The sequence below is a fragment of the Streptomyces sp. NPDC101191 genome, from assembly GCF_044767915.1.
Lineage (GTDB): Bacteria > Actinomycetota > Actinomycetes > Streptomycetales > Streptomycetaceae > Streptomyces.
Map to the genome: position 1 here is coordinate 1,191,866 of NZ_JBIWOU010000001.1, position 21,131 is coordinate 1,212,996.

Below are 21,131 nucleotides of genomic sequence, written 5' to 3' on the forward strand. Positions count from 1 at the left end.
GGGGCGGAGAGGTCGGGCCGGCGGAGGCCTGTGGCGGGGAGGCGCCCGGGTCAGCCGGTGGTGACGACGCGTGCGGTGTTGCGGATCCGTCGCAGGCGGTGCAGGAGGAGGTCAGCTCCGGTACCGAAGTGGTCGTGCAGGGCGCGGTACTCCTGGAACAGCGCGTCGTAGGCGTCCGCCCGTACGGGGTCCGGCACGTACGCGTGGCGCTGGACGCTGCCCATCACGGAAGCGGCGGAGCGGACGTCGGGGTAGGCGCCCGCGGCGACGGCGGCGTGGATGGCGGAGCCGAGCGCCGGCCCCTGCTCGGAGGTGCCGACGGACACGGGGCGGCGGAGCACGTCGGCGTAGATCTGCATGAGCAGCGCGTTCTTCCTCAGCCCTCCGGTGACGATGAACTCGTCGACGGGGATCCCGCCGCCCTCGAAGGTCTCGACGATCATCCGGGTGCCGAAGGCGGTGGATTCGAGCAGGGCCCGGTAGACGTCCTCGGGGCGGGTGTCGAGGGTGAGGCCGGCGATGACTCCGGAGAGGTGGTGGTCGACCAGGGTGGAACGGTTGCCGTTCATCCAGTCCAGGGCGATCAGGCCGTGCGCGCCGACCGGCTGGTCCGCGGCCTTGCGGGTCAGGAGTCGGTGGAGGTCCTCGCCCGCTGCCTCGGCCTCGGCGCGGTAGTGGTCCGGGACGCCCTGGCGGAGCCACCAGGCGAAGATGTCGCCGACCGCGCTCTGACCGGCCTCGTAACCGTAGGCACCCTCGACGATGCCGCCGTCGACGACCCCGCAGATGCCGGGGACCTCGGCGAGGGTGGCGCCGTTGAGTACGTGGCAGGTGGAGGTGCCCATGATGGCGAGCATCCGGCCGTTCTCCACGGCGCCCGCCGCGGGCGCGGCCACGTGGGCGTCGACGTTGCCCGCCGCGACGGCGATGCCCTCGGGGAGACCGGTCCAGTGCGCGGCCCGGCCGCTCAGGGTGCCGACGCGGGAACCCAGCGGGGACAGGGGGTGCGCCAGGCGGGTGTCGGGGAAGTCGGCGAAGTCCGGGTGGAGTCCGGCGAGGAAGTCGGGCGAGGGGTAGGCCCCGTCCTGGTGGATGCCCTTGTAGCCGGCGGTGCAGGTGTTGCGGGACTCGGCGCCGGTCAGCTGCCAGACGATCCAGTCGGCCGCCTCGATCCAGCGGGCACAGGCGGCGTAGACGGCCGGGTCCTCTTCCAGGACCTGCAGGGCCTTGGCGTACTGCCACTCGGAGGAGATCTTGCCTCCGTACCGTGCGATCCACTTCTCGCCGCGTGCGTGAGCGAGGGCGTTGATGCGGTCGGCCTGGGCCTGGGCCGCGTGGTGCTTCCACAGTTTGGGCCAGGCGTGCGGGCGGTCGGCCCATTCGGGCGTCAGGGCGAGCGGGGTGCCGTCCGGGGCGGTCGGCAGGACCGTGCAGGCGGTGAAGTCGGTGGCGATGCCGATGACCCGGGCCGGGTCGACTCCGGCGTCGGCGAGAGCCGCCGGAACGGCGGTCCGCAGGACGTCGCGCCAGTCCTCCGGGTGTTGCAGGGCCCAGTCGGGGGGCAGGGGGGCGCCGGTGGAGGGGAGGTGGTCCTCGATGACTGCGTGGCGGTACTCGTGGACCGCCGAACCCAGTTCCGCACCGTCCCGGACCCTGACCACGACGGCGCGCCCGGAGAGGGTGCCGAAGTCGACTCCGATGGTGCATGCCTCGGGAGGGTGAGGGGCTGCGGGGCCGGAAGTGTGTGTGGTCACGATGCGGTCTCTCTCGTCATGGACAGGGCCGGAGGAGCATCCTGATTGTTAACGCTCACAATTGACTTGGACAAGAGTTGCGTGCGGTTCTGTCGAACTTTCGGCAAGAAGAGGGGCCTCTGAAGTGAGCGCTCACCTGACGTGCAGGGCGGCCCCGGCGTCGCGGCCGGCCCGCCGGGAGGGCTGAGCGGACGGAAGGTCGACGGAGCGCTCGCGCGGGGCGGTCCGAAGCGCGCGCACCGCCGGACGGCAGATGCCAGGCGTCTGGCGTCTGGCGTCTGGCGGCAGGCGGCAGGCGGCAGGCGGCAGGCGGCAGGCCCTGGGCAGCAGACAGCACGCCCTGGGCAACAGACAGCACGCCCTGGGCAGCAGGCACAGCGGGCCCTGGGCAGCAGGCACAGCGGGCCCAGCAGACAGGAGATCTGTCACCGGCCTCCCTGCGGGCCGCCAGGGGGTGGTGCCGAGGCCCGCCCCCGCGTCAGGACTCGTTCGAGGGGCGCGTGCTCGCGCGCATGATGAGCTGCGGCTCCACGAGGAGGTGCTCGGCCTTCCGGGCGCGACCCTCGATGTGGTCCACCAGGAGCCCGATGCTCCGGCGCCCGATGGCGGCGAAGTCCTGGCGGACCGTCGTCAGCGGCGGAGGGAAGAACTCGGCCTCCGGGATGTCGTCGAAGCCGGCGACGGCGACCTGTCCCGGGGTGCGGATCCCGCCCTCGCGCAGCGCCCGCAGGACGCCGAGCGCCATCTGGTCGTTGGCGACGAAGACGGCGGTGACCGGTGTCGCACCGCGGCGGGCCAGGGCGAGTCCCGCGAGCTCCTGTCCCGCCCGGTACCCGGACAGCGGGCTCCAGTCCCCCGTCAGTACGCGCGGAGGGCGGATGCCGCTCTCCTCCAGGACGGTGCGCCATCCCGCGGTGCGGGCCTCGCTCTCCAGCCAGTCGTCGGGACCCGCCACGTGCCAGACATTGCCGTGCCCGGCGGCCAGCAGGTGCTCCGTGACCATGCGGGCGCCGAGCTCCTGATCGAGGGAGACGCCGGGCAGGTCGAGCTGGTGTCCCCCCTCCACGGTGACCACGGGGAAGGGTGCGTCCAGCTCGGCGAGCGCCTGCACGTGCGAGCGTTGCGGGGTGATGGCGACGACGCCCTCCACACCCCAGGACGCGAGGTGGTCGATGGCGTCCTTGAGCCCCTGCCCCTCTCCGGGGCGCAGACTGACGGTCGAGACGAGGTAACCCTGCTCCCGGGCCGCCTCCTCCAGGCCGGTCAGGGTGCTGGCAGGGCCGTACAGGGCGGTGTTGACGGCGATGACGCCCAGCGTCCTCGTACGGCGCGTCACCAGGGCGCGTGCGGCGGAGTTGCGACGGTAGCCCAGCCGCTCGATGGCCAGGGTGACCTGTTCCCGGGTGGCCGGGCGCACGTTGGGGTGATCGCTCAGCACCCGGGAGACGGTCTGGTGGGAGACCCCCGCCTCTCGTGCGACGTCGGCCATCGTCGGCGGGCGGACGTCTTCCGCGGGATGCGCCACGTTCGCCTCCCTTCTCCCTCTTGCGGCTGTATATCGATACGAGAAAAACCTTAGCGCCTCTTGTATCACGCTGTTGTGAGCGCTAACAATCAACCTCGACCGGGGCGCCGACGCCCCGGCCACCCAGCCGGAACGGCGCCGTCCCGGTGGTGCGAGGTCGCGCGCCGCCGCCGAACCCGTCCCTCGGCCGGAGCCGCCCTCGACGACGGGATTGCCAGGTAACCCATGAAGAAGTTCCGATCCGCATCCGCCCTCCTGGCCGTGACCACCGGCTGCGCCCTGCTCCTGACAGCCTGCGGGCAGAACAGCGAGGGCGGCAGCCAGGAGTCGAAGGACACGAAGGACCGCACCATCGGCATCGCGATGCCCACCAAGTCCTCCGAGCGGTGGATCGCCGACGGCCGCAACATGACCGAGAGCCTGAAGAAGGCCGGGTTCGCCACGACCCTGCAGTACGGCGAGGACGACCCCGACCAGCAGGTCGCCCAGATCGAGAACATGATCACCCAGGGCGTCGACGCCCTGGTCGTGGCCGCCATCAACGGCGAGGCGCTGTCCAACGTCCTGCAGCAGGCGGCCGACGCCCACATCCCGGTCATCTCCTACGACCGGCTCATCCTGGGCTCCCCGCACGTCGACTACTACGCCTCCTTCGACAACGAGAAGGTCGGCGAGCTCCAGGCCACGTACATCGTCGAGAAGCTGGGGCTGAAGGCCGGCTCGAAGAAGGGCCCCTTCAACATCGAGCTGTTCGCCGGGTCCAACGACGACAACAACACCAAGTACTTCTTCAACGGCGCCATGAAGGTGCTGAAGCCCTACCTCGACAAGAAGCAGCTGGTCGTACGCTCCCAGCAGACCCAGCTCAACCAGGTCACCACCTTGCGCTGGGACGGAGGGACGGCGCAGAAGCGCATGGACGACCTGCTGACCTCCTCGTACTCCACCGCCCGGGTCGACGCCGTGCTCTCGCCCTACGACGGCATCTCCATCGGCATCCTGTCCGCCCTGAAGTCCGACGACTACGGGAGCGCCGCCAAGCCGCTGCCGGTCGTCACCGGCCAGGACGCGGAGGTCGCCTCCGTGAAGTCGATCATCGCGGGCCAGCAGACGCAGACCGTCTACAAGGACACACGCGCACTCGCGCAGGTCGCCGCCGACATGGTGACCGCCGTCCTCGCCGGCAAGAAGCCCGAGATCAACGACGACGCGACGTACGACAACGGCAAGAAGGTGGTCCCGGCCTTCCTGCTCGATCCGGTCAGCGTCGACAAGACGAACTACCGGAAGGTCCTGGTCGACTCGGGCTACATCAACGCCGAGGAACTGCGGTGACGCCCGCCCCGGCCCACTCCCCCAAGGATCCGGTCTCCGCGCCGGCCCACTCCTCCAAGGATCCCGTCCCCGCCCCGGCCCACTCCTCCAAGGATCCCGTCCCCGCCCCGGCCCACTCCTCCAAGGATCCCGTCCCCGCCCCGGCCCACTCCCCCAAGGATCCCGTCCCCGCCTCGTCCCCGGCCGGCCCCGTCCTCGAGATGCGGTCCATCGTCAAGACCTTCCCCGGGGTCAGAGCACTGTCCGACGTGACCCTGTCCGTGGAGCGCGGCGAGGTGCACGCCCTGTGCGGCGAGAACGGTGCCGGCAAGTCGACGCTCATGAAGGTCCTGTCCGGCGTCCACCCGCACGGCACCTACGAGGGTGAGATCCTCTTCGAAGGCGAGCCGTGCCGGTTCAAGGACATCAGGGCCAGCGAGCAGCGCGGCATCGTCATCATCCACCAGGAGCTCGCACTCGTTCCCTATCTGTCGATCGCCGAGAACGTCTTCCTCGGCAACGAGCCGTCCCGGCGCGGGATCATCGACTGGCACGAGGCGCTGCGCCGTGCTTCCGAACTGCTCAGGCGGGTCGGGCTCGACGAACATCCCGAGACCCGGGTCGCCGACATCGGTGTCGGCAAGCAGCAGCTCGTGGAGATCGCGAAGGCTCTGGCGAAGAACGTCCGCCTTCTGATCCTCGACGAACCCACCGCGGCGCTCAACGACGAGGACAGCGCGAAGCTGCTGCGGCTGATGCGGGAGTTGAAGAGCCAGGGCATCACGTCGATCATCATCTCGCACAAGCTGAACGAGATCGCCCAGATCGCCGACTCCGTCACCATTCTGCGCGACGGGCGCTCCATCGAGACCCTCGACGTCCGGGACCCCGCCACCACCGAGGAACGCATCATCCGCGGCATGGTGGGGCGGGACCTCGACAGCCGGTTCCCCGACCGCACGCCGTACGAGGGTCCGTCCGACGCCGACCCCGTCCTGGAGATCCGGGACTGGACCGTACGCCACCCCCTCGACCGCGGCCGCAAGGCCGTCGACGGGGTCTCGCTGCAGGTCCGCCGCGGGGAGATCGTCGGCGTCGCGGGACTCATGGGTGCCGGCCGGACCGAACTCGCGATGAGCGTCTTCGGCCGTTCCTACGGCCACTACGAGCAGGGCACCGTGCTCAAGGACGGCCGCGAGGTACGGACCCGCACGGTCCCCGAGGCGGTCGCCCACGGCATCGCGTACGTCACGGAGGACCGCAAGCACTACGGACTCAACCTCGGGGACTCCGTGAGCCGGAACATCTCGCTCGCGTCCCTCGGCGCTCTCGCCCGCCGCGGCGTCGTCGACGGGCATGAGGAACGCAAGGTGGCCGAACGGTACCGGCGGACCATGAACATCAAGGCTCCGAACGTCCTCGAGCCGGTCGGCCGCCTTTCCGGCGGCAACCAGCAGAAGGTCGTCCTCAGCAAGTGGATCCTCGCCGGGCCCGACGTCCTCATCCTCGACGAGCCCACCCGCGGAGTCGACGTGGGGGCCAAGTTCGAGATCTACACCGTGATCGACCGGCTCGCCGCCGAGGGCAAGGCGATTCTCCTCATCTCCTCCGAACTGCCCGAACTGCTCGGCATGTGCGACCGCGTCTACACCATGGCCGCAGGCCGGCTGACCGGCGAAGTCGCCCGCGAGGACGCCACCCAGGAAGTCCTGATGCGGTACATGACGCAGGACAGCCCCGCACCACCGGCGGTCACCGCAGGCGCCGCCCCCAGCGAAGGACACCAGGCATGAGCACCGACGTCAGCACGACAACGACCACCCCGGCGCCCCCGGGCCGCGGGGCTCCGTCCACCGGGGCACCGCTGGCCCGGGTACTTCTGGACGGCGTCCGGCGGAACATGCGCCAGTACGGGATGCTCTTCGCACTCGGCCTGATCGTGCTCCTGTTCCAGATCTGGACGGGCGGCGACCTCCTGCTGCCGCGGAACGTCTCCAATCTGGTGCTGCAGAACAGCTACATCCTCATCCTGGCCATCGGCATGATGATCGTCATCATCTCCGGGCACATCGACCTGTCCGTGGGCTCCCTGATGGCCCTGGTCGGTGGCATCGGGGCGGTGCTCATGGTCGAGCACCATGTGGCCTGGCCCGTCGCGGTGCTCCTCACCCTGCTCCTCGGAGCCGTCGCCGGTGCCCTGCAGGGCTTCTTCATCGCGTACGTCGGCATACCGTCGTTCATCGTGACCCTCGCCGGCATGCTGCTGTTCCGCGGGCTCACGGAGATCTTCCTCAAGGGGCAGACGCTCGGCCCGTTCCCGGACGGGCTGCAGAAGATCGCCAACGGCTTCCTGCCGGAGGTGGGACCGCAGACCAACTACCACAACGGGACCCTGCTCCTCGGCCTGGGACTGGTCGCCTACGTGGTGTTCCAGGAGGTGCGGGACCGCCGTCGCCAGCGCGAATTCGCTCTGGAGCCGCTCCCCACGGGCCTGTTCGCGCTGAAGTTGACGGCACTGGTGGCCGCCGTCCTGGTCACCACCCTGCTGCTCGCGAGCTACAAGGGCGCCCCCGTGGTCCTCCTGATCCTGGCCGCGCTGTTGGTCGGCTTCGGTTACGTGATGCGCAACGCGGTCATCGGCCGCCACGTGTACGCGATCGGGGGGAACCTGCCGGCCGCCAAGCTGTCCGGGGTCAAGGACAAGAAGGTGACCTTCGCCGTCTTCCTCAACATGGGAATGCTCGCGGCACTCGCCGGGCTCGTCTTCGCCGCGCGCTTCAACGCGGCCTCGCCGAAGGCGGGCGTGAACTTCGAACTGGAGGCCATCGCCGCCGCGTTCATCGGCGGGGCGTCGATGAGCGGTGGAGTCGGGACCGTCCTGGGAGCCATCATCGGCGGCCTGGTCCTCGGCGTGCTCAACAACGGCATGAACCTCGTCGGGGTGGGCACCGACTGGCAGCAGGTCATCAAGGGCCTGGTGCTGCTCGCGGCGGTCGGCTTCGACGTGTGGAACAAGCGCAGGGCGGGTGCCTGACACCGCTCGGGACACGGCTGTGCCCGCCGGCTCCTCCGCCGGCGGGCACAGCCGTGTGCACACGGTCAGTCGGTGCCGAACCGCAGGACCGTCCTCGACCTGTACTCCTCACCGGGGCGCAGCACCGGAGACGGGTCACCGGGGCGGTTCGGCGAGTCGGGGAAGTGCTGGGTTTCCAGCGCGATGCCGGCGCCCGCCCCGTAGGCCGTACCGCTCTTGCCGAGGACCGTGCCGTCGAACTGGCCCGCGGTGTAGACCTGGAGTCCGGGCTCCGTGGTCAGTACCTCCATGCGGCGGCCGGTGGCCGGCGCGTACAGGACGGCGGCGGGGCGCAGTGCCTCGTCGCCGTGCGGGCCCAGGACGAAGTTGTGGTCGTACCCGCCGCCCGCGCCGGGGCGGGCCAGGGCGTCGGCGATCCTGAGCGGCCGGCGGAGGTCGAACGCCGTCCCGGAGACGGGGTGGTGGTCCCCCTGCGGAATGAGGTCGTCGTCGACGGGCGTGTAGTGGGAGGCGTGGACGGCGAGTTCGTGGCCGAGGATGTCGCCGGAGCCCTCGCCTTCGAGGTTGAAGTACGCGTGGTTGGTCAGGTTGACCAGGGTGGCCGCGTCGGTGACCGCCCTGTAGGTGAAGGCGAGTTCGCCGTCGCGGCCGATGAGGCAGCTGACGGTGACGTCCAGGTTTCCCGGGAACCCCTGGTCGCCGTCCGGGCTGCGGAGGCGCAGCAGTACCCCGGTGCACTCCGGGGTGTGCACGCTCTCGGCTTCCCAGAGGCGGGTGTCGAAGCCGTCGGTTCCCCCGTGCAGGCAGTGGCCGTCCTCCTGTGTGGTCAGCTGGTACGGCTTCGCGTCCAGGGAGAACCGCCCGTGTGCGATGCGGTTGGCGTAGCGGCCGACGGTGGCGCCGAAGTACCGGGCGGTGGTGGCCGTCCGGGCCGGGTCGCGCGGAGCGAGGACGATGTCGGCCAGGGTGCCGCTCCGGTCCGGCGCCCACAGCCCGTGGAGGCGGGCGCCGCGGGTGTGCACCTCCGCCGTGAGGCCGCCGGGGAAGCCGAACGTCCAGCGTTGTCCGGCGTACGGGTCGGGGTGGCAGACCGGGGGGACCCCGGCGAAGGGGGACGGTGACGGGTTCATGGAGTTCCTTGTCGGCGAGAGGCCACAGCCGGAAAGGGGGCAGGGAAGACCCTGCCCCCTCCCTGGGCGCGTTCGTCCTCGGAGGACGGCTTGGGGTTCGCTCTTGGCGAGGCGTCTATTCCGCCTGGCGGGACCTTCCGAAGAGGCGTTGGAGGAGGATGAAGACGAACAGCAGGCCGCCGATGACGATGCGGGTCCACCACGAACTGAGCGTGCCCTGGAAGCTGATGATGGTCTGTATCAGGCCGAGGACCGTCACGCCCAGGGCGGTTCCCAGAACGAAGCCGGAACCACCGGTCAGCAGCGTCCCGCCGATCACGGCGGCGGCGATGGCGTCGAGTTCCATGCCGACGGCGTGCAGGGCGTAGCCGGACAGCATGTAGAAGGTCAGCAGCAGACCGCCGAGGGCCGAACACAGGCCGCTCACGGCGTACACCAGCACCTTGGTGCGGCCCACGGGCAGGCCCATGAGCCGGGCGGAGGACTCGTTGCCGCCCAGGGCGTAGACGGTGCGGCCGAAACGGGTGTGGTGGAGGACGACGAAGGCGAGTACCAGCACGACCAGGGCGATCACCACGGCGGGTGAGACGAACAGGCCCCCGGGCAGGAGCACCCGTGTCTGGGCGATCTCGGTGGTCGTCGGGTCGGTGACGGAGATGGACTCGGTGCTGATCATGTAGCAGAGGCCGCGGGCGAGGAACATGCCCGCGAGGGTGACGATGAAGGGCTGGATCTCGAAGGCGTGGATCACCCAGCCCATGAGGGCGCCGCCTCCTGCTCCCACCAGCAGGACCACCGGCACCGCGAGGGCGAGCGGCAGGCCGTTCCGTTCGACGAGCCAGGCAGTCAGCATGGTCGACAGGGCCACCATGGAGCCGACCGAGAGGTCGATCCCGCCGGTGAGGACGACGAACGTCATGCCGATCGCCACGACGAGCAGGAAGCCGTTGTCGATCAGGACGTTGAGCAGGACCTGCGCGGAGAAGAAGCCTTCGTACTGCACGGAGCCGATCGAGAACATCGCGACCAGCAGCGTGGCCGTCACCATGAGCGGCAGGCGGGAGGCGTGCCGTGCCGAGAAGCGGTGGAGCGGCTTGGTGAGGATGGTGCTCACGGGTGGACCTCCTGCCGGCGGGCCGTCAGGTCGCCGGCTGCGGATGCCGGGTCCGTGGCGGCCGTTCGGCGACGGCGTGGGAGTCGCGCGCGGAACGCGGGCGACTGGACGAGACACACGACGATGACGACCAGGGCCTTGAAGACGAGGGTGGTCTCGGGCGGTACGCCGAGGGTGTAGATCGTGGTCGAGAGGGTCTGGATGATCAGCGCGCCCAGGACCGTCCCGCCGAGGGAGAAGCGACCGCCCGTCAGGGCGGTGCCGCCGATGACGACGGCGAGGATCGCGTCCAGTTCGATCCACAGGCCGGCGTTGTTGCCGTCCGCACTGGACACGTTGGAGCTGATCATCAGGCCGGCCACCGCGGCGCACACGGCGCTGACGACGTAGACCGTGACAAGGAGGCCGGCTGCCCGGATGCCGACGAGGCGGCTGGCGACCGGGTTGCCGCCCACCGATTCGATGAGCAGCCCGAGCGCGGTCCGCCGGGTGACGAGGGAGGTGACGGCGACGAGGGCCGCGGCGAGGAGGACGGCGAAGGGGAGGGTGAGCCAGTATCCGCCGCCGATCATCTTGTAGGCGCCGCTGGACACGGTGATGATCTGGCCGTCGGTGATCAGCTGGGCCACGCCGCGCCCGGCGACCATGAGGACCAGCGTGGCGACGATGGGCTGGACGCCGAGCCGGGCGACGAGGAAGCCGTTCAGCAGTCCGATCGAGGAGGCCACGCCGACCGCCAGGGCGACCGCGGACAGGACGGTGGACAGGCTCCCCGGGTCCTTCGCGGTGGCGATGTGCTCGCACGCGAGGGCGCCGGCGATGGCGACCGTCGAGCCGACCGAGAGATCGATACCCCGGGTGGCGATCACGAGCGTCATGCCGAGCGAGACCAGGATCAGCGGGGCACCGAACTGCAGGATGTCGATCAGGCTGCCGTACAGGTGTCCGTTCTGGACGCGGACGGCGAGGAAGTCATGGGTGAACACGACGTTCCCCACCAGCAGGGCGGCCAGCACGGCGGCGGGCCAGAACAGGCGGTGCTCGACGAGCCGCCGGGCGCCTGGTGCCCGGACCGGGCGCCCCCCGGCGCCGGTGTCGTCTGGTGGTGTCATGAGGTGGCTCCGGTGGCGATGGCGTCCAGGATCCGGTCGGGCGTCAGGGTCGTGTCGTTGGGGAGGGTGGCGACGAGCCGGTGGTCGCGCAGGACGCCCACCCGGTGGCTCAGCCGCAGCACTTCCTCGAGTTCGGCGGAGATGAAGAGGACCGCGGTGCCTTCCGCGGCCAGGCTGGTGACCAGTTTCTGGATCTCCGTCTTGGCACCGATGTCGATGCCCCTGGTGGGTTCGTCCAGGATCAGCAGCTCGGGATCGGTGAGCAGCCATCGGGCGAGCAGTACCTTCTGCTGGTTGCCCCCGCTGAGGTTGCGGACCTGTGCCTCGGGGTCGGCCGGGCGGATGTCGAGAACCTCGGTCCACCGGGCGGCGATCTCGTCCTGCCGGCTGCGGGACAGGGGTTGGGTCCAGCCGCGTGCGGCCTGGAGGGCGAGCACGATGTTCTCGCGGACGGTGAGTTCGCCGATCAGGCCCTCCGCCTTGCGGTTCTCCGAGCAGAAGGCGATCTTGTGGGCGATCGCGGCGCGCGGCGAGCGCAGGACGGCGCGCCGGCCGTCGATCCGCAGCTCGCCTCCGTCGGCGTGGTCGGCGCCGAAGAGCAGCCGGGCCGCCTCGGTGCGTCCTGAGCCGAGGAGCCCGGCCAGCCCGATGACCTCGCCGCGGTGGATGTCCAGGTCGTAGGGCTGGACGGCACCGGCCCGGGCGAGGCCGCGGGCGCTGAGGAGGGGCGTGCCCCCGGAACCGGGGCCGGCCGTGGGGCCGGTGTGGGACGTCTCGGCCAGTTCGTCGAGGATGCGCAGTTCGCTGCCGACCATGCGGTGTACGAGGGTGACGGGTGTCAGCTCGTCGATCCGGTACTCGCCTTCCAAGCGCCCGTTGCGCAGGACGGTCACCCGGTCGCACAGGTCGAAGACCTGGTCGAGGAAGTGGGTGACGAAGAGGATCGCGACGCCCCGGTCGCGCAGTTTGCGCACCAGGGTGAACAGCTGGGCGACTTCGTCCCGGTCGAGGCTGGAGGTGGGCTCGTCGAGGATGAGGATCTTCGCCTTGACGTCCACGGCCCTTACGATCGCGACCAGTTGCTGGACGGCGAGGGAGTGCGCGCTCAGCGGCAGGCGGACGTCGAGGTCCAGTTCCAGTTCGGTGATGAGTCGTGCCGCACGTTCGTGGAGGGCCGACCAGTGGACCAGCCCCAGGCGCCGGGGTTCACGGCCGATGAGGATGTTCTCCGCGACCGAGAGGTTGGGGCACAGGTTCACCTCCTGGTACACCGTGCTGATTCCGGCGTGCTGCGCTTCCAGCGGTTCGGCGAACTGCCGGGGGCCGCCGTCGACGGAGACCGTTCCCGCGTCGGGCGGGTGGACGCCGGTGAGCACCTTGATGAGGGTCGACTTCCCGGCGCCGTTCTCGCCCATCAGGGCGTGAACCTCGCCGGGGAAGAGGCGCAGGTCCACGCCGTCGAGGGCGAGGACGCCGGGGAACACCTTGCGGATGCCCTGGGCCTCCAGGACCGGCCGGTCGGTGCGGGTGGGTGTGGGGGTGGGTGGGGCTGCCATCCGCCCTCCTCTCCTGAGGGGTCGGGGGCGGCGCGAGGACCGCCCCCGGTCCGGTGCGGCGTCGGGTCAGTACTGGCGGCCGGGCAGGGCGGCCGCGGCCTGGTCCTGGGTGAAGACGCCCTCCTTCACCTCGACCCGTCGCGGGACGCCCTCCCCGGCCGCGACCTTCTTGGCGAGTTCCATCAACTGGTCGCCGAGGAGCGGGTTGCACTCGACCACGACGTTGATCTTCTTCTCCTGCATGGCGACGAAGGCGTCCTTGATGCCGTCGACGGAGATCACCTTGATGTCGGTGCCCGGCTTCTTGCCCGCCTCCTCGATGGCCTGGATGGCGCCCAGGGCCATGTCGTCGTTGTGGGCGTACAGGACGTCGATGTCCTTGTGGGACTTGAGGAAGGCCTGCATGACCTCCTTGCCCTTGGCGCGGGTGAAGTCCCCGGTCTGGGACGCGACGACCTTGAACTTGGGGTCGCCCTTGACGACCTCGGCGAAGCCGGCCTTGCGGTCGTTGGCAGGTGCGGAGCCGGTGGTGCCCTGGAGCTCGACGACGTTGACCGGTGCGGAGGTCCCCTCGTACTCCTTCACGAGCCACTTGCCGGCCTCCTGCCCCTCCTTGACGAAGTCGGAGCCGAGGAAGGTCCGGTAGAGGGAGGTGTCCTGCGAGTCGACGGCGCGGTCGGTGAGGATCACCGGGATGCCGGCGCTCTTGGCCTCCTTCAGGACGGTGTCCCAGCCGGACTCCACCACCGGGGAGAAGGCGATGACGTCCACCTTCTGCTGGATGAACGTGCGGATCGCCTTGATCTGGTTCTCCTGCTTCTGCTGCGCGTCGGAGAACTTCAGCGTGATGCCGGCCTTCTCGGCCGCCTCGCGTACGGACTTGGTGTTGGCGGTGCGCCAGCCGCTCTCGGCTCCCACCTGGGCGAACCCGAGCACCAGCTTGCCGTCGGAGGAGCCCTTGCCGGTGCCGCCGGTGGTACCGGCGGGCACGGGCTCGGTGGTGCAGGCGGTCAGCACGCCGGCGGCCAGAACGGCGGCGGTGATGACACGGAGGGCTCTGTGGGCCATGTCGTGGTTCCTTTCGGGACGTGCGTCGTACAGGCGGTGCCCTGAAGGGGCTGGGCCCGGCGAAGGTGTGGCTGCGCAGCGGTGGTCGAGCTGGGCGGAGGCGGAGTACGCGGAGGCCCCCGACGGCCGTGGGCTGCCGAACGCGACACATTGTGAGCGCTAACAGACTCGTAACTCAAGGGCTCGTACGGCCGTTACCCGTTTTTGATGCGGAGAGACCCGTCGCTGCGCAGCCTGTCGTCGGTCGAGGATGTGAGCGTTAACAGCCCCATCGGCGCGCTGTGCCGCGCAGAGGGCCCCGAAGAATGAAGCCCGTTGACACCCGTTGACACCCGCGGCGGACCGGAGCTCGGCGCCGGCCGGCGGGCCGGGCGGGAGGCGGCCCGTCAGGCGCTGGCGCGGGTGACCAGACGCGTGGGCAGGATCAGCGGGGTGGGGGCCTGTCCGTTGATGAGCGCGACGAGCATGCGCGCCATCTCGCGACCGAGACCCTCTATGGGCTGGTGCACCGTGGTCAGCGGCGGATCGGCGAGCCTGGCCACGGCCAGGTCGTCGAAGCCGATCACGGCGACCTCGGCGGGAACGCGGCGGCCGGCGTCGCGCAGCGTACGCAACGCCCCCGCGCCCATGTTGTCGCCGGCGGCGAACACTCCGTCCAGGTCCGGATGCCGCGCCGACAGCGCGGCCATGGCGGCCGCTCCGCTCGACTCGGTGAAGTCACCGGCTTCCGGCGGATACGGTGCGAGGCCTGCCGCCAGCATGGCGTCCTGGTAGCCACGGTGACGGGCGCGGCCCACCTCGGTGTCCAGTCGCCCGCAGATCGTCGCGATCCTCGTCCGGCCGAGCGAGATCAGGTACTCGGTCGCCGCGCGCGCACCTCCGAGGTTGTCCACGTCCACGTACCACCGCGGGTCGAAACCGACCGGGCGCCCACCGAAGACCACGGGGATCTCCGCCTCTTCCGCCATGCGGGCCAACGGATCGTCCTCGCGCAGCGCCATCAGCATCACTCCGTCGGCCCCCTTGGACCGGAGGAGCCGCTCCACACGCCGGCGCCCGCGGTCGGAGGCCGCCAGACACAGCATCAGGTGCAGTTCGGCCTCCTCCAGCGCGGCCGAGGCGCCCACGATCACCTGGGCGAAGAACGGGTCCGCGAATATCGACGGATCCTCTCCCGACACGACCAGAGCGGCCGCTCCCGTCTGACGGGTCGCCAGCGCCCGGGCGGTCGGGTTCGGTACGTATCCGAGTCGGTGGACGGCCCGTTCGACGGCTTCACGTTTGGCGCGGCTGACGTGCGGGGCGTTGTTGAGCACACGCGAGGCCACCGACCTGGAGACTCCGGCGAGTTCGGCCACCTCGTCGAGCGTCGACGGCCGGTGCGGCACCCCTTGGACCATGACCTGCCCTCCCCTCCTCATCCCTTCCTGAACGTCCGGAAGAGTGGAAGCGCTTCCAGTCCCAGGACTGTAAACCCTGCCCCTCGTCGTGTGAAGTGCGCCGAGAACAGCGGTACTTGACAGTGACGAACAGAGCGTCACACGATACGGCCACACCGCGGCCGCACAGATCACCGACTGGGATCGCTTCCAGTGGGAGCGCTTCCACGGGGCCCTGTGGGACCGAAAGGTGCTGGTGTCCCCGCCGCTGCGCCGCCGCGCGGGGAACTCGTACCACCGCACTTCCTCAGTGCGTCGCACCGCTCGGGACGAGAGCGCGCGACGCGTCCGCCGTCAGGAAACCGAGGTACAGCCATGCGCCGCAGAATCCACGCCCTCGTCGCAGCGCTCTCCGCACTGCCGTTGGCGCTCGTCGCCGCCCCGTCCGCCCACGCGGCGGACCCCACCACCATGACCAGCGGGTTCTACGCGGACCCGGACTCCAGCGCGAAGAAGTGGGTTGCCGCCAACCCGGGGGACGGCCGGGCCCCCGCGATCGGCGCCTCCCTCGCCAACACCCCCATGGCCCGCTGGTTCGGCGCCTGGAGCGGCACGATCGGCACCGCCGCGGGCGCGTACGCGGGCGCGGCCGACCAGCACGACAAGCTGCCCATCCTGGTCGCGTACAACATCTACCTCCGCGACTCGTGCGGTGGGCATTCCGGAGGCGGAGCCACGTCGGCCTCGGCCTACGCGACCTGGATCGCGCAGTTCGCCGGCGGGATCGCCAACCGCCCGGCCGTCGTCGTCCTCGAACCCGACTCCCTCGCGGACTACGGCTGCCTGAACCAGAGCCAGATCCGCGAACGCCAGGGCATGATCAGCGGCGCCCTCGCCGAGTTCAACCGCCAGGCCCCCAACACCTGGGTCTACCTCGACGCCGGCAACCCCGGCTGGGTGAGCGCGGCGACGATGGCCCAGCGCCTCCACGAGGCCGGACTCCGGCAAGCGCACGGCTTCTCCCTCAACATCTCCAGCTACTACACCACCGCCCAGAACACCGCCTACGGCAACGCGGTCAACAGCGAACTGGCCGCCCGCTACGGCTACACCAAGCCGTTCGTCATCGACACCAGCCGCAACGGCAACGGCTACAACGGCGAGTGGTGCAACGCGGCCGGCCGCCGCATCGGCACGCCCACCCGGCTGGGCGGCGGCGCCGAGATGCTGTTGTGGATCAAGGCCCCGGGCGAGTCCGACGGCAACTGCGGAGTCGGAACCGGTTCCACAGCCGGCCAGTTCCTCCCGGAGGTCGCCTACAAGATGATCTACGGCTACTGACGTGCCGCTCCTGTGGCCCGGTGTCCGCACCCCGCGGCCGGGCCACAGGTATCACCGGCCGCCCTCGTCCCCGCCCCACCGATCAGGAGCCTCCATGAAGCACCTCACCCTACGGCGCCGCCGCACCCGCAACACCGGCGGCACGATCGACCCCGAGGACGGCATCGTCGACCCGCCCGCCGGCACCTGGTGGCCCGACCAGGCTCACACACTGGCCCGCAATGCGGCACGACGGCTGACCTTCGACCGCTGAGTCCCGCTCAGCCTCCGTCCGCGTCGGCCGGGGGAAGCCCGCTCGCCCGTGGCCGGGCCGCGCGGGAGCCGGCCGCGTGACGGGCCCCCCCGGTGGCCGGCCCCGCGGCCCGCCCCGCCGGTGGCCGGCGAGGGTTCGGCCCCGTCAGACGGTGTGACCCGGCGGAGGGGGCGGCATGGTCGGCAGCCCCGGCGGTGGTTCGGGCCACACGAGCAGCACCGGACACGGGGCGTGGTCCACGACGAAGCGTGCGGCCGGGCCGAGGCTGTGCGGTCCGAGGTGGGTACGGTCGCCGTCCCGGGCCAGGATCAGCAGGTCGCAGCCCTCGGCCGCGGCGACGACCTCGCGTTCGACCCGTCCGGTGCGCTCGGTACGCGTGCAGGGGCGTGCCAGGCGGTCGGCGGCGTCCTGGAGCAGCTGCCGCGCGGAGGCGGCGGCGAGGTGTTCCAGGCTCGTGCCGGGGTCCCTCCCCCAGCCTTCGGCGGGGCGATGCCCCGCGGGGTGGCCGCGGCCGAGGAGTCCGGCGAAGGCTCCGTGTGCCGCGCCCGGGACGTCGGCGGGCGTGACGTGCACGAGGACGATGTCGGCGTCCTCCGGGGTGTGCGCGCGGGCGGCGTCCACGCAGGCGCGCCACGTTCCCTCGACGATCCAGACGACCACGGCCATGAGTTCAGCCTCCTCCGATGACGGTCAGCGAGAGCCACAGTGCCAGGACGGCGGCGACCAGGCTCGCGGGTACGGCGTACACGCCGAGCCGGGTGAACTCCTTCAGTTCGACCTCGCCGTCGTGGGCGTGGACGATACGCCGCCACAGCAGGGTGGCCAGCGAGCCGGCGTAGGTGAGGTTGGGGCCGATGTTGACCCCGAGCAGGACGGCCAGGACGGCACCGGGTCCCGACGGGGCGGTCAGCGGCAGCAGCACGAGTACCGCGGGCAGGTTGTTGATGACGTTCGCGAGGACGGCGGCCAGCCCGGCGAGAGCGAGGAGTTCCGGGAGGCCGGTGCCGTCGGGGATCAGGTGCCCCAGGGCGTCGTCGAGACCGTTGTCGACCACTGCCAGGACCACGATGCCGAGGGCCAGGACGAAGGCGAGGAAGGGCACGGAGGCGGCGCGGACCAGGGCGCGGGGAGTGGTGCGGCGGCGGATGAGGGCCCGTACGGCGAGGGCGAGTGCCCCTGCCAGGGCGGCCCACGCCGGGTCGACGCCGATCACCGAGGTCAGCACGAAGCCCGCGAGCGTGCATCCCACGGTCACCAGGGCGAACAGCGGCAGCGGCGGCGGTTCGACGACGGCGGGCGCCAGCGCTCCCGCGTCCAGGTCGGTGGCGAAGAAGCGCCGGAAGACCAGGTACTCGACGGCGATCGCGGCTGCCCACGGCAGGGCCATCAGGGCGGCGAACCGGGTGAAGCTGAGCCCGCTGGCCGCGAAGGCCAGGAGGTTGGTGAGGTTGGAGACGGGTAGCAGCAGTGAGGCCGTGTTCGACAGGTGGGTGCAGGCGTACACATGGGGCTTCGGACGGGCGCCGATACGGGCCGCGGTGGCGAACACCACCGGGGTCAGGAGCACGACCGTGGCGTCCAGACTGAGCACGGCAGTGATCGCCGACGCGGCCAGGAACACCTGGGCGAGCAGCCGACGCGGCCGGCCCGCCGCCGTACGCGCCATCCACGCCCCGCAGGCCTGGAACAGCCCCTCGTCGTCGCAGAGCTGAGCCAGCACCAGTACGGCCGCCAGGAATCCGATCACCGGCCCGAGCCGTTCCGCCTCGGCCAGGGCGTCGTCGAGGGAGACGGCCCCGGTGACGATCACCAGGGCCGCGGCCGGGACGGCCAGGACCGCCTCCGGCCACCCGAAGGGGCGGATGACCGCACAGGCCAGCACGAGGACAAGCAGGGTCGCGGACAGGGCCTCCGCGAGCTGGGGGTTCAGAATCGGGTCCTTCCGTATCGGCGGGTCGACCGCCTGTGCCGTTGCGCCGCACGCTACCCGCACGAGCGTCGCGTTCCGTGGACCGGCCGGATGGTCGACTTCGCGCCACCGTGCCGATCCCGTTGACCGTATGGGCGGGCATCACTAATGTGCGCTCAGATCCCCGCCCCCTTGACCGCAGTTCGTCGCTTCATCATTTGGGAGCGCTCCCACGCTCTCTGGGCGGCCTCCAGAGACCTCCTGGCCGACCGGAGGCGGCCACCGCCCGCCTCCCGACAGACGGGCCTGCTCACGCACGCACGCCGCTGATTTCCCCTGACGACACACAGGAGCCGCACATGGCACCCTCTCGCTCGTTACGTCTCTCCACCGCCCTCCTGACAGGCGCCCTCCTCCTCGGCGGTCTCGCGACCGCACCGGTCGCCGCGGGCGCCCCCGCCACGGCGGTGACCACGGCCGTACGTGTCAACCAGGTCGGCTACCTGCCCGACGGGCCCAAGCGCGCCACCGTCGTCACCACGGCGACGCAGGCGCTCTCCTGGCAGCTGAGGAACGCGTCCGGTGCCCTGGTCGCCTCCGGAGCGACCGTCCCGCGCGGCGCGGACACCCCCTCCGGTCAGTCCGTCCAGGTGGCCGACTTCTCCTCGTACCGGAGCACAGGCTCGGGATACGTCCTGTCCGTGGACGGCCACCGCAGCGCACCCTTCGACATCCGAGCCGACCTCTACGACACCTTGCGTTCCGACGCGATGGCGTTCTTCCACCACCAGCGCAGTGGCATCGCGATCGACGCCTCCCTGGTGGGTTCGGCCTACGCACGCCCGGCGGGACACCTCGGCGTCGCGCCCAACCAGGGCGACACGTCCGTCCCGTGCCAGGCCACCGTGTGCGACTACCGGCAGGACGTCAGGGGTGGCTGGTACGACGCGGGCGACCACGGCAAGTACGTGGTCAACGGCGGCATCTCCACCTGGCTGGTCGTGAACTCCTTCGAGCGTGCCAAGCGGGCGGGCGGGGAGGCCGCGCTGGGCGACTCGACCCTGCGCGTCCCCGAACGCGGCAACGGAATGCCCGACGTCCTCGACGAGGCGCGGTGGGAGCTCGACTTCCTGATGCGCATGCAGGTGCCCGAAGGAAGGCCCTACGCGGGCATGGCCTTCCACAAGGTCCACGACGCGGCCTGGACCGGCATGCCGCTGCGTCCCGACCAGGACGCGCAGCCCCGCGAGCTGCACCGGCCGTCCACGGCGGCGACCCTCAACCTCGCGGCCGCCGCCGCGCAGTGCGCCCGGGTCTTCCGCCCGTACGACTCCGCGTACGCCGACAGGTGCCTGTCGGCCGCCCGCAGGGCCTGGACCGCGGCGCAGGCCAACCCCGCCCTGTACGCGCCCGGCTCGGACAGCACGGGCGGCGGAGCCTATGACGACACGCGGGTCACCGACGAGTTCTACTGGGCAGCGGCCGAGCTGTACGCGGCGACCGGCGAGGGCGCCTACCGCGACGTGGTCACCTCCTCACCCTGGCACACCTCCGCCGACGCGTTCAGCCCGTACGGCTTCGGCTGGGCGGACACGGCCGCGCTGGGTCGGCTCGTCCTGGCCACCGTCCCCAACGGCCTGCCCGCGTCCGACCTGGCCCGGATCAGGGCCTCGGTGACGGCAGCCGCCGACGGCTACCTGTCCAGGATGGCCGCGCAGGGTTACGCCGTGCCCGTCCCGGCGGACGGATACTTCTGGGGCTCGAACGGCGAGGTCGCCAACGACGCGATCGTCATGGCCGTCGCCGGCGAGCTGACGGGCGACGTGCGCTACCGCACCGGCGCGCTGGAGACCATGGACTACCTGCTCGGCCGCAACGCCCTCGGCGTGTCGTACGTGACCGGCCACGGCGAGACGTCCTCGCAGAACCAGCACCACCGCTTCTGGGCCCATCAGTTGGACGCCGCCCTGCCCCACCCGCCGGCCGGGTCACTGGCGGGCGGTCCCGACAGCGCGCTCCAGGACCCGGTCGCGCAGGAGAAACTGACCGGCTGCGCGCCCGCCGCCTGCTACGTCGACGACATCGGCTCCTACTCGACCAACGAGGTGGCGGTCAACTGGAACGCCCCGCTGGCCTGGCTCGCCGCCTACGCCGCCGAGCGACCCTCCACCGGCGGCGAGCCGCCCACCGCCGCCTGCGCGGTGACGTACACGGTGAACAACGTCTGGAACACCGGCTTCACCGCGACCGTCACCGTCAAGAACACCGGCCCGACTGCCGTGGACGGGTGGCAGCTGGCCTGGACCTACCCGGGCGGCCAGCGCGTCACGAGCGCCTGGAACGCCTCCGTCACCCAGAACGGCACCACTGTCAGCGCCCGCGACGCCGGCTGGAACCGGGCGATCGCCCCCGGTGCGACCGCGACCTTCGGAGTACAGGGCACCCACACGGGCTCGAATCCCTCCCCCGCGGCCTTCACGCTCAACGCGGGCGCCTGCGCCTGATCCGCAGCCGGCCGGGGCCGGGCGGACGCTTCCGCCCGGCCCGGGCCGGCGCCGCACCCAGCCGGCCGAACTCGCGAGCGAGGCGGGGTCAAGGTGCCCACACCGGACCGCCCGGGCCGAAACCCGCACACCGCCCGA

At 71.0% G+C, this 21,131-nt stretch carries 16 protein-coding genes; 6 read left to right on the forward strand and 10 right to left on the reverse strand.

The window, feature by feature from the left end; translation table 11 throughout:
* Positions 1-50: 50 nt before the first annotated feature.
* Together araB and ACIRQF_RS05235 are read right to left on the reverse strand one after the other, a co-directional pair.
* Complete coding sequence (gene araB / locus ACIRQF_RS05230; RefSeq protein WP_404088988.1) at positions 51-1,754, reverse strand: ribulokinase; 1,704 nt, start codon at positions 1,752-1,754, stop codon at positions 51-53.
* 478 nt (positions 1,755-2,232) lie between these two features.
* Positions 2,233-3,279 (reverse strand): LacI family DNA-binding transcriptional regulator, encoded by a 1,047-nt coding sequence (locus tag ACIRQF_RS05235; RefSeq protein ID WP_404088990.1) that lies wholly within the window; start codon positions 3,277-3,279, stop codon positions 2,233-2,235.
* Positions 3,280-3,504: 225 nt separating this feature from the next.
* On the opposite strand from ACIRQF_RS05235, the gene chvE reads away from it, so the two are divergent.
* From chvE to mmsB, 3 genes are all read left to right on the forward strand, one after another.
* Entirely contained in the window at positions 3,505-4,614 is a 1,110-nt protein-coding gene (gene chvE, locus ACIRQF_RS05240; protein WP_382478278.1) for a multiple monosaccharide ABC transporter substrate-binding protein, read from the forward strand.
* 200 nt (positions 4,615-4,814) lie between these two features.
* Entirely contained in the window at positions 4,815-6,386 is a 1,572-nt protein-coding gene (gene mmsA, locus ACIRQF_RS05245) for a multiple monosaccharide ABC transporter ATP-binding protein (protein WP_404089539.1), read from the forward strand.
* Positions 6,383-7,627, forward strand: a complete 1,245-nt coding sequence (mmsB, locus tag ACIRQF_RS05250) for a multiple monosaccharide ABC transporter permease (protein ID WP_404088993.1) — start codon at positions 6,383-6,385, stop codon at positions 7,625-7,627. Before mmsA ends, mmsB begins: the two co-directional genes overlap by 4 nt.
* A 65-nt stretch (positions 7,628-7,692) precedes the next feature.
* Here the strand turns inward: mmsB and ACIRQF_RS05255 are convergent, their stop codons facing one another.
* The 6 genes from ACIRQF_RS05255 to ACIRQF_RS05280 all read right to left on the reverse strand — a co-directional run bounded on the left by ACIRQF_RS05255 (position 7,693) and on the right by ACIRQF_RS05280 (position 15,007).
* The gene (locus ACIRQF_RS05255; protein ID WP_404088995.1) at positions 7,693-8,757 is read right to left on the reverse strand and encodes an aldose epimerase family protein; all 1,065 of its coding nucleotides are present in this window, start codon (positions 8,755-8,757) and stop codon (positions 7,693-7,695) included.
* Positions 8,758-8,872: 115 nt separating this feature from the next.
* Positions 8,873-9,871, reverse strand: coding sequence for a galactofuranose ABC transporter, permease protein YjfF (yjfF, locus tag ACIRQF_RS05260; protein WP_404088997.1), 999 nt, complete (start codon positions 9,869-9,871; stop codon positions 8,873-8,875).
* Positions 9,868-10,983 (reverse strand): ABC transporter permease, encoded by a 1,116-nt coding sequence (locus ACIRQF_RS05265; RefSeq protein ID WP_404088999.1) that lies wholly within the window; start codon positions 10,981-10,983, stop codon positions 9,868-9,870. The genes yjfF and ACIRQF_RS05265 overlap by 4 nt, the downstream gene beginning before the upstream one ends.
* On the reverse strand, positions 10,980-12,539 hold the full coding sequence (locus ACIRQF_RS05270; RefSeq protein ID WP_404089001.1) for a sugar ABC transporter ATP-binding protein: 1,560 nt from the start codon (positions 12,537-12,539) through the stop codon (positions 10,980-10,982). Before ACIRQF_RS05270 ends, ACIRQF_RS05265 begins: the two co-directional genes overlap by 4 nt.
* 66 nt (positions 12,540-12,605) lie before the next feature.
* On the reverse strand, positions 12,606-13,607 hold the full coding sequence (locus tag ACIRQF_RS05275; protein ID WP_382478292.1) for an ABC transporter substrate-binding protein: 1,002 nt from the start codon (positions 13,605-13,607) through the stop codon (positions 12,606-12,608).
* Positions 13,608-13,993: 386 nt separating this feature from the next.
* The gene (locus ACIRQF_RS05280) at positions 13,994-15,007 is read right to left on the reverse strand and encodes a LacI family DNA-binding transcriptional regulator (protein WP_404089003.1); all 1,014 of its coding nucleotides are present in this window, start codon (positions 15,005-15,007) and stop codon (positions 13,994-13,996) included.
* 354 nt (positions 15,008-15,361) lie between these two features.
* On the opposite strand from ACIRQF_RS05280, the gene ACIRQF_RS05285 reads away from it, so the two are divergent.
* Positions 15,362-16,327 (forward strand): glycoside hydrolase family 6 protein, encoded by a 966-nt coding sequence (locus tag ACIRQF_RS05285; RefSeq protein ID WP_404089005.1) that lies wholly within the window; start codon positions 15,362-15,364, stop codon positions 16,325-16,327.
* Between the two features lie 94 nt (positions 16,328-16,421).
* Positions 16,422-16,580 carry a hypothetical protein gene (locus ACIRQF_RS05290; protein ID WP_404089007.1) on the forward strand — a complete coding sequence of 53 codons (159 nt, stop codon included), beginning with the start codon at positions 16,422-16,424 and terminating at the stop codon, positions 16,578-16,580.
* 144 nt (positions 16,581-16,724) lie between these two features.
* On the opposite strand, the gene ACIRQF_RS05295 is transcribed toward ACIRQF_RS05290, so the two are convergent.
* Together ACIRQF_RS05295 and ACIRQF_RS05300 are read right to left on the reverse strand one after the other, a co-directional pair.
* Positions 16,725-17,246, reverse strand: a complete 522-nt coding sequence (locus ACIRQF_RS05295) for a universal stress protein (protein ID WP_404089009.1) — start codon at positions 17,244-17,246, stop codon at positions 16,725-16,727.
* Positions 17,247-17,250: 4 nt separating this feature from the next.
* The gene (locus ACIRQF_RS05300) at positions 17,251-18,510 is read right to left on the reverse strand and encodes an SLC13 family permease (RefSeq protein WP_404089541.1); all 1,260 of its coding nucleotides are present in this window, start codon (positions 18,508-18,510) and stop codon (positions 17,251-17,253) included.
* A gap of 338 nt (positions 18,511-18,848) precedes the next feature.
* Between ACIRQF_RS05300 and ACIRQF_RS05305 the strand changes: the two genes are divergently transcribed.
* A complete protein-coding gene (locus ACIRQF_RS05305; protein ID WP_404089011.1) occupies positions 18,849-20,993 on the forward strand; it encodes a glycoside hydrolase family 9 protein in 2,145 nt (714 codons plus the stop codon).
* Positions 20,994-21,131: the final 138 nt, after the last annotated feature.